General features: G+C 70.2%; 5 protein-coding genes, 1 rRNA gene and 2 pseudogenes. 5 read left to right on the top strand and 3 right to left on the bottom strand.

All coding sequences use genetic code 11. The features are described from left to right. From rrf to ACZ5WK_RS39820, 3 genes and pseudogenes are all read left to right on the top strand, one after another. Nucleotides 1-85, top strand: a 5S ribosomal RNA gene (gene rrf, locus ACZ5WK_RS39810); the annotation flags it as partial. An 853-nt stretch (nucleotides 86-938) separates the two neighbouring features. Next, nucleotides 939-1,481, top strand: coding sequence for a hypothetical protein (locus ACZ5WK_RS39815; protein WP_465555404.1), 543 nt, complete (start codon nucleotides 939-941; stop codon nucleotides 1,479-1,481). Between the two features lie 114 nt (nucleotides 1,482-1,595). Further along, nucleotides 1,596-2,476: pseudogene (locus tag ACZ5WK_RS39820) on the top strand (IS701 family transposase). 455 nt (nucleotides 2,477-2,931) lie between these two features. On the opposite strand, the gene ACZ5WK_RS39825 reads toward ACZ5WK_RS39820, so the two are convergent. From ACZ5WK_RS39825 to ACZ5WK_RS39835, 3 genes are all read right to left on the bottom strand, one after another. Beyond that, a complete protein-coding gene (locus tag ACZ5WK_RS39825; RefSeq protein ID WP_465555406.1) occupies nucleotides 2,932-3,318 on the bottom strand; it encodes a hypothetical protein in 387 nt (128 codons plus the stop codon). A gap of 4 nt (nucleotides 3,319-3,322) precedes the next feature. Then, complete coding sequence (locus ACZ5WK_RS39830; protein WP_465555408.1) at nucleotides 3,323-4,405, bottom strand: amidase domain-containing protein; 1,083 nt, start codon at nucleotides 4,403-4,405, stop codon at nucleotides 3,323-3,325. Nucleotides 4,406-4,588: 183 nt separating this feature from the next. Continuing rightward, nucleotides 4,589-4,816, bottom strand: a complete 228-nt coding sequence (locus tag ACZ5WK_RS39835) for a hypothetical protein (protein WP_465555410.1) — start codon at nucleotides 4,814-4,816, stop codon at nucleotides 4,589-4,591. Between the two features lie 370 nt (nucleotides 4,817-5,186). Here ACZ5WK_RS39835 and ACZ5WK_RS39840 point away from each other — a divergent pair, with 370 nt between their 5' ends. Beyond that, complete coding sequence (locus ACZ5WK_RS39840) at nucleotides 5,187-6,086, top strand: hypothetical protein (RefSeq protein ID WP_465555412.1); 900 nt, start codon at nucleotides 5,187-5,189, stop codon at nucleotides 6,084-6,086. Nucleotides 6,087-6,551: 465 nt separating this feature from the next. Beyond that, nucleotides 6,552-7,238, top strand: a pseudogene (locus tag ACZ5WK_RS39845) (Scr1 family TA system antitoxin-like transcriptional regulator); the annotation flags it as partial. Between the last annotated feature and the right edge of the window lie 351 nt (nucleotides 7,239-7,589).

Below are 7,589 nucleotides of genomic sequence, written 5' to 3' on the forward strand. Positions count from 1 at the left end.
TTACATTCCGAACCCGGAAGCTAAGCCTCACAGCGCCGATGGTACTGCAGGGGGGACCCTGTGGGAGAGTAGGACGCCGCCGAACAATCATTCCAGAAAGACCCCCTCCGGATTCCGGAGGGGGTCTTTCTGCATTTCCGGACCATGTGCGGACGGAGAACCCTGCCCGGGTCCCGGGCAGGGGCTCTCTGTGTTTCCGGACGGTGCGGTTCCGCGGGGCGAGCTACTCAAATCAGTCCTGGCGCCCGCTCGCGGCCGGGCGGGCGACCCAACGGGCGGCGTGGAAGGCCTGGGAGCTCGGCGAAGCCGGCCTCGTCCGGGTCGAGGTACCGGAGGACCTGGTTTCGACGGCCTTGAGCCCGCACTGCCGGAGCCCGCTCTCGCCGGCCGGTTGCCAGGCGTGGCCAGAGGCTCGACTGAGGCTTGCCGGAAGCCACCCCCGGGCTCGGTCGCACTCCGTACAGTGGGGGAAGCACTCTGCATACGTCATGGGGGAGCGGACGCGTATGACGCAGACCGAGCGGCCTGTCCGGTCGCCGAGCTTCTGCCCGCGATACAGGCGGAGATTCAGGCAGAACGGCGCGATGACGCCGGCCGTGTTACGGGGGAGCATGCCGCCCGTTGGCTGCCATGAGGGATCACGGACGCGTGGGCCGGACGCCTGAACTCCCCGTGGGCGCGCTTGTGACGCGCCATCAGGAGCTGGCGTTCTACGGCGTCGGCGGCATGCGGACGGCGTTGGCCGCGAGTTCGGCGGTGATCAGGGCCAGGGTGTCGTTGAGCGGGGAGTCGTAGCCGAACGCCTAGTAGTGCTTTGTCAGGTGGCGCGGAGTGACAGGCCGCAGTCTCGAAGCTCACGCCCGCCGCAGTGTCCGTTCCGGACGGCAGCGATGAAAATTGGGGAGGCAGGCATCCGGCCGCCTGGGTACGGTCGCCGGATGGAAACCGGTGCTGCGGGTGGTGGGATGGAGTCGGTGGCGTTCGAGGCCTGGCGGGAGGACGAGCCGGTGCCCTGGGCGCCAGCGGGTCGGCGCTACGTCACGCTGAATGAACTCCTGGTGCGGTTGGGGAGTTTCGGGCTGGGGCTGACCTGGCGGGTGCGGTTCTACGAGGACGAGGACTGGCTTGCCGAGATCACGAAGCTCTCCGAGGCCGGGGTGGGGACGCTGGAGCTGCTGGCCCTGCTGCCTTCGGATCTGCAGGCGATCAATGCGGACTTTGCGGGCTACGTGAGGACTGAACGGGTGCTGGTACTACGAGAGTTCGACAGTTCATCGTGGCAGCTGCTGACCTCTGACCCCGGGGTGCCCGGTGAGATCCGTCGGCACTTTCCGGACACGGCTCCCCTCGCCATGGAGTTCTGGGAGGAGAACCCCTGGTGGGAGGGGCCGCTGCCCGAGGGCTGGGGTGAGCAGGTCGGGCGCCGGGTCGTCGGCTGGGCCCGGGGCACGGCTGCGTCGTTGCCGTCCGAGTCCACCTGAACGCCGGGAGCGAGCGGAGGGCCCGCCTGTCCCGTGCGCGTGTTCCGCGAGTAGTGCTTGTCACGTGGTGCGCGGGGGCTGGCCGGGAGTGGTGCTCGGCGGTTCTCTGCGAGCATGACTCCGGATGAACTGGGCGTGTTACGCGATGAGTTGGAGGCGTTCGCGGGAGAGATCTTCGCCTCGCTGCAGCGCGCGGACCAGCAGGACAAGGGCGTTAGCTACCTGCGTGGTCTGCTGTTGGACGGCCGGCGCAAGTGGATGCAGCCGATGGCCGAGCGGCTTGGCATCGACCATCAGCGCCTGCAGCAGTTCATCTCCTCCTCGACCTGGCCCGTCGAGGAGGTCAGAGCGCGCCCGGCGGACCGGGCGGTGCGGGCGCTGGCACCGGACGCGTGGGTCGTGGACGACACCGGCTTCCCGAAGGACGGCACCGGCTCGCCCGGTGCGTTCAGGTCAAGGGCCTGGCGACCGCGCACCCACTGGAGGTGGTCACCCACCAGCCGCCCTACGGCGGACTCGGCCCCAGGCCCAAGCCCCGCTACCGCACACGCCCCGTCTCGCTGGCCGAGCACGTGAGGGCCGCAGGTCGGGAGGCGGCCCGGACGGTGACGTGGCGACGCGGCTCACGCGATCAGCTGACCTCTGCCTTCGTTGCCCTGCGCGTGCGCCTGGCCGGCCGCCGCCCGCGGCTGGAGCAGGACGGAACCCTGCCCGCTTGCTGGCTCCTGGCCCAATGGCCGCCCGACCTGCCCGAACCGTCCCACTACTGGGTCTCCAGCCTGCCGGCCGAGACACCCGTCGAAGAACTGGTTCGCCTCGCCAAGATCCGCTGGCGCATCGAGCACGACTACCGCGAACTCAAAACCGCCCTGGGCCTTGACCATTTCGAGGGACGCTCCTTCGCGGGATGGCACCGCCACGTCACCCTGGTCACCGCCGCCCACCTCTTCGTGACCCTCGCCCGGAGCCGCCCAAAAGTCCTTGCTCGGGCATGACCCTCTACCAGGCCGTCAGAGCACTTCAACAGCTCCTCGCGACCTGGAACGGACCATGCCCGACCTGCCACCAACCACCAGCCAGACCCACACCAGCCCCGACCTAACAAAGCACTACTAGCCGTCGAGGCGGTGGGAGAGGAGCCGGCGGGCGAGCCGGTCTCCGCGGGGTGGAGCTGTACCGCATGGCGAACTCGCGGACGGTTGCTGTTGCCTCGGCGGGCTCCGGGCTGTGCAGGGAGGTCATGGGGAGGAGCGTGCCGCCGTGTCAGGCCTGTGTCCAGTGGTGACGCGTGTACGGCCGAGCCCTGTACGGCGGGTGGGGCGGTGGTGTACGCGGTGGGCGGCCGGGGGTGCGACGCCGAGCGGGCCGTCGGTTCCGAACCCCCGGTGGAGCTCAGACTGTCGGGCGCGCTCCGGGCACCTTGGCGGGGTCGAGCGTGATCGTCAGCCGGTCATGCCCGAAGCAACTCCTCCGTTGGGGGCCGGTGTCGTGGGCAGCGGTCTGTGCGAGGGGCGTACTGGAACGGGAGACCGATGGCTGCCGCCAGCAGGATGAAGAGCAGGACGTGTCCCGCGCCGAGTCGCACCGTCCGCCGACGGAAGGCGGTGACGACCTGCCGGCCGCCCCAGCAGAGCGCGCCGACCCCGAGCACCAGGCCCGCCCAGGCCAGCGGCAGTACGTCGGCCGCGGCACCCGGGCTGTCCTGGCACCGGCTGACGAGCGCGCGGACGTCGTCGTCCGCGGCGAGGGTGGGCACGGCGCACGCCCAGCCCGCGAGGGCGAGGAGCAGCGGGCCGCGGGCCCGGAAGCGGGGGAGGGAGCGATGTTCTTCGGCCATCGGTCTAGTACCAGTCCGGGTTGACGCGGACGAAGTGCAGCTTCTGGTGACCGCGCTGCTTCTGGAAGCTGTCGATCCGCCCGCCGAGGCTCGCGTTCTTCTGGCCGCCGCCGTGCTGGGTGTACCGGATGCCCCCGTCCGGCGTCACCGCCGTGACGGCCGCGGTGTGGTGGACGGCCCCCTTCTTGTCCTGGTCGTCCTGGTCGGAGTTCTCCTCGCAGTACACGCTGTCTCCGGGCTTCACCTGGTCCGCCGTTATTTCCTCGCTGCCGTGGCGCATCAGGAAGTCGTGCATGTTCTGCGCGCCCGCCCAGCTCTTCGAGTAGTCGGCGCGTTGGGAGAGCCAGTCACCGCCCGCGTCCTCGCTGCGCCCCCAGGTGTCGTCGCCCCGCCAGCCCCAGAGTCCGTCCCCTTTGATGTGGAGGCCGCCCTGCTGCAGGGCCTCCGAGGCGAAGTTGGTGCAGTTGTCCCCGAAGTCGTCGATGCCGGTGGCGTCCCAGTGCTCCAGTGCCCATGGCACGGTTTTGATGCGGTCGTACTTGGCGCCCGGGCCTCCGCGGAGGCCGAGCTTCACGTCGGGGATACCGGGAAGGTTGGCCAGCGTGACCGGGTCGGAGAGCATCAGCTGCTTGCGCTGGTTGTCGGTCAAGGCCTTCCACCAGTCGGCCACCAGACGCGGGGCCTGCCCGCCCGGGATGCCCCCGGTGTACATGGCCGGCTCGACCTGGGAGGCCTCGCGCTGGAGGATGTCGAGCGCCTTGCGTCCCGTGCCCGCCGCCCCCTGGAGGTCGGTGAGAGCGGCGGTGACCCGGCGAGTGGCCTCCTGCTCGGCCTGGTTGTATGAGTGCGCCGAGTCGCGCAGCTGTTCCGCGTAGCGGTGGAGCTGGTCGACGGCCGACTTCATGTGCGCCTGCCACGCGGTGGCGCGGTCCTTGAGCGCCGGCCCGGACTCCCAGGCGGTCTTGGCGGCTGCGGCGGTGATGCTGCTGTCGAGCCAGTGCCCGGCCGGTCCGACGACGGCGGCGGCCTCCTGAAGGCCGCTCGCGGACTGCCGCAGGACGTCCGTACGGATGTGGATGTCGTCCATGTGTCCCCCCGCCCCCTGACACGACGGTGACGGCCGACATACATGCGGTCATATTACTGACTGGTTCGGTCCGGGAGGGGCAAGGAAGACCCGACGCGCCGACAGGCCGGCGAATGGCACACCGCCGGCCTGGATCGGTCTGAGGCGGTGGGAAGTTGGCGCGCTGTTCGTCGGAGCGGACAGTCAGAACGTGCTGCCCGCGCTCTGTGGCTTCGTGAACTCCAGGTACGTCTCGTCGTCCACCCACCGCACCCGCTGGACGCAATGGATGCCGTACGCCCGCAGGACCGGGAGCGCCGAGTGCGGCTGGTCGCTGCGCAACTGGGCAGTCTCCCCCTGGACCTTCAGCGCCGCCTTGATCAACTGGCCGGCCGGCCACAGCCCGCGTGGGCCGATGACGGCGTAGTACACGTTCGAGCCGTGGCTGCCGACCGGCCCGGGTCCTCGTGGGCGGCGATGGCGAGCGAGCTGTAACGGAGCTGGACAGGGTCCGCGCCCACGACGGGCACGGGGGAAGGAACCGGGACGGGTCTTCTTGACCACGCTGTCGCGTGTCCCCGGGGTGAGTGACTGACGGCCGTGCAGTTCGGCTCAACGTTCCACGGCCCGCAGTTGATCCCCGGCGAGAGCTCGGCGGACGCCACCTCAGGTGGTCCGGGTGGGATTCCGGATTCGGGGGCGGGGAGTGGTCACCGCGTGCTACCGTCCGGCTACAGATCAATAGTCGACCCCGGCGGTGCGCCAACACCCCGGGGTCCGGCACACGGAGTCGGAGCTCCTCATGCACGTTCACTTTATCGCGCCCGAGCGCTACGTACGGGCGTCACACGAGATCGTCCGCCACCCGCGTCTGCGTGCCACGGCGAAGACGCTGCTGCTCTGGGCGCTGTCGCTGCCACCCGGCAGTCGGGACACGATCCTCACCATCGGCAAGCGCATGCCCGAGGGGCGCACGGCCGTCGCCGGTGCGCGGGCACAGTTGATCGAGGAGGGCTTTCTCCACGTCCGACGCTCCCAGCACCCGACGAAGGGGACGTGGACGACCCGCGTTCTCGTCAGCAGCGTGTCGCTGACGGAGACGGACGAGATCGAGGCAGCCTGGCGCGCTGCGGTCCGAAACCCGGCACTCGGTGAGGGGGAGGCCCGGGAAGTCGGCAGTTCCCCCAAGGGGGAGAAGAACGAGGGGAACACCTCCTCCCTCCCGGCGAGGTCGGGTGAGGGTGCTGACGCCGACGAGGAGGCCCGGGCCGCTGCGGCCGGACTGCTCGGGCGGCTGACCGCCCGGGACCGGCGCCTGCGGCTGGGGGTGGTTGAAGTACTGGACCTCGCCCCGCTGGCGGCGGACTGGCTGGCCCGGGATCCGGATGTCGGACGGCTGCGGGATGCGTTGTTGGGCGATCTGCCCCCGCATGTACTCGCGCCGGCGGGCTTCGTGCGGGCGCGCCTGGAGCGCAGGATGCCGGTGGAGGCGGCGGAGCTCGATACTGCTCCGCCTCGCGCGATGGGGGAGTGCGCGCGCTGCGCGGACCCGGTGGTGGGCGGTGGCGCTATCTGCCTGCGTTGCGCGGGAGTCGCGCCTCCGGTGGCCGGGCCGGACGTGGCCGTCGTCGAGCGCAACCGGCGTGGCGCTGAACGTGCACGCAGTCTGCTGCGCGGTGCGGTGGCGGTGCCCGCGGCGTAGCGGGCGTGAATTGACGGGATTACGGACATGCCGGCTGGTTGCGGTCCGTATCCTCTTGATCGCCGATCGTGTGCGGATGCCCGGGTGGGGCCGTGCGGTGGGCGACGCCGTTGAGGGTGGTGGGTCGGAGGTGGCGACATGGCGGAACAGGATGACGGGGCAGGCTTCCTGCGCTCCTTCGGGCGGCAGGTGACGCTCCTGCGCGAACGGGAGGGCCTGACCCCGGGCCCAGCTGGGCGCACTGCCGGGGTACGGCGAGGACCAGGTCGCCTCGGTCGAGCTCGGCCGACGGATCCCCCGGCCCGAGCTGATCGAGAGGGCGGATCAGGCGCTGAGTGCGGGCGGTGCCGTGACCGCGATGAAGGACGAGGTCGCGTGGGCGCGGTACCCGGCGTTCTTCCGGTACGCCGCCAAGCTGGAGGACAGTGCCATCGAGCAGCGAGTAGCTGCCCGCTTGGACGGCAGGAGTTGCTCGCATCCCGGATCTCTCCGCTGCTGAGCCTCGCCTTGGAGGAGTCCGTGGTGCTGCGGCGACTTGGCGGCACAGCGGTGATGCCAGGCCGCCAGTTGGAACAGGTCCTCCTCGCCGGGCAGAGACGCAACGTCGAGGCACAGGTCATGCCCCTCGACCGTGAGGACAACGCCGGCATCGACGAAGGATCTGGCAGGGCCCGCATTGGAGCTCGACCCTGCCTCCTGGACAGCCTTCGTCCGGTTCGCCGCAGCACATCAGCTCTGACCGGGAACGCGCGTACTTTCCGGGGTGCGCCGTCCCGCGACCGGGCCACGGGACGGCACCTCCTCAGGAATCCGCGTCGCTACCGAGCTTGGCGCCGACGTAACCGAGCCGGAACGCCCGCGCCTCGGGAAGGAGCCGGAAGTGCAGCCGTCCCCCTTCTCCGGGGTGATTCGGCCGTGCCACGAGAAGCACCGGTCCGTGCCATCGAGGTCGGCGAAGGTGCACAGGTGCTGACGGCTCTGGTATCCCGGGGTGATGTGCGGGTGCTGCCACTTGAGCTCGGGCGAGCTTGCAGGGTCCCAGCCGGCGGCCGTCGCCTCCAGGCCGATCAGCAGTTTGCGGACCGGCCGGAGCCACTTCACGTCGAGGCCCTGAAGGACACCGGGCAGGCGTGCTCGGTGGCCATGGGGTAGACGAGTTCCCCTGGGGATGAAGGCCTACCCGGAGCCTGTCGAGCCCGTAGCGGCGCTCGACGTCCACACCCTCGCCGTAGTGGTGATCTTCCAGCAGCGGCAGGATCTTGGTGCGCTGGGTACGGGCGAGGCCACCCTCCCGGTAGTCGCTCTGCTTCATCAGACACGAGGGGCCGATGAGGAAGTCGGGGGAGGCGACCGTGCCCGACCTGGTCGGCGACTTTGTTTCCTGCCCGGATTGGCGTAGTGTCGTCTGGTCGCTCGGCAGGGAGCACCGGACACGCATCGGCGCGGACGGTCCCGGGGCGGCCAATCCCTAGAAACACACTTCCCGGTTCGGGCTGGGTCGCG

Source organism: Kitasatospora sp. NPDC032757 (assembly GCF_055579305.1).